Annotated in this window: 1 protein-coding gene; it reads right to left on the minus strand. The window is 58.4% G+C overall.

From position 1 onward, the window contains the following. Nucleotides 1-265: 265 nt before the first annotated feature. Nucleotides 266-1,306, minus strand: a 1,041-nt coding sequence (locus PDO_RS15090; RefSeq protein WP_007603457.1) for an IS110 family RNA-guided transposase, incomplete at its 5' end; no start/stop codon positions are given.

Here is a 1,306-nt window from a genome sequence, read left to right on the forward strand (position 1 = left end):
TCCAATGAAAGAACACAAGGGACAAAACACCTCGCTTTGGCGGCTATTTCTTGGGTTGGGTGATGTTTTGACCGGCGTTTTGACCGATCGGCTAAATCTCTTCCTTCCGCTGGACTGGTTGTTCCCGTCCTTCGGTCTTGAACCATTCTCCAATGCGTGACCCTGATGCCGCTTCTGGCTTCGGTCACAGAGTGGCGTTCGGCTCCCGGTTTCCCATTCTCCTGTAAGAGCGCAGTCCGGCGTTGCCGGGATCGCTAAGATATCATCAGGACAACCGAGATATCGTTGACACGCCTTCCTGCCCATTTACGTCGCGCTGCTCGTAAGCGCGCTGGTCACGCAGGATCTGGAAGGTGATCGTCAAAAGCTTGCGCGCGATCGCAACACGCGCCTTGTTGGTTCCTCTAGTCTTCAGATGCTCATACTGGACGCGCAGCCGCGGATCGGTGGCGATGGCAGGTGCGACCGCTTCCACGAACGCCCAGCGTAGCCACTTGTTGCCCTGCTTGATGATCTTGCCGTGGAAGGTCTTGCCGCCGGAGGAATAGGTCGACGGTACAAGCCCGGCGTAGGCGGCAAGCTTCTTGGCATTCCGGAAGCGGCTGATGTCGTCAATCTCCGCATCGATCAGCCGGGCGAAGAACTCACCGATGCCGGGGATTGTCTTCAACAGCTTCACATTGGCATTGGCCTTGGTCATCGCCCGGATCGTCGTCTCCGACTGCTTGATCCGTTCATTGATGTCACCGATGAAGTCGAGACCACGATCGATCTGGATGCGGTCGATCTCCGAGACCTTCACTTGCGCCAGCTGGACGCGGCCGGTCTTGCCGAACAGGTCACCGAGCTTCCTCAGCAGTGCTGTCTGCTCCGGATAGCGATCAAAGACGGTAACGACCCGGTTCTTCGTCATCGTGCGCAGCCGCACGTAGAACATCCGCTCGCGCAGCGCGACGCGAAGGTCGCGCGATCTCTCGCTTGGTGCCCAGGCTTCCGGAACCAGATCGGCTCGCAGTAGATGCGCCAAGACCGTGGCGTCGATCTTGTCTGTCTTGATCTTGGCATCGGCAATTGCCTTCACCTTCAACGGGTGGGCGAGAACGACATCATCGCAAATGTCGTCGAGCCAGTCGTACATCACCATCCAGTTGCGCGTCGCCTCGACAACCGCGTGGCTGTTCTCGCGGTAGCATTCGAGAAAGCCGCCGAGCGACTGGCGATCGTTCTTCACCCGGCCGGATCTGAGCGTTTTACCCGCCGAATCCTGCACCACCAGATGGCTGTAGGATTTGTGGTAGTCCACGCC

This window comes from Rhizobium sp. PDO1-076 (assembly GCF_000247475.1).
Taxonomy (GTDB): Bacteria; Pseudomonadota; Alphaproteobacteria; order Rhizobiales; family Rhizobiaceae; genus Allorhizobium.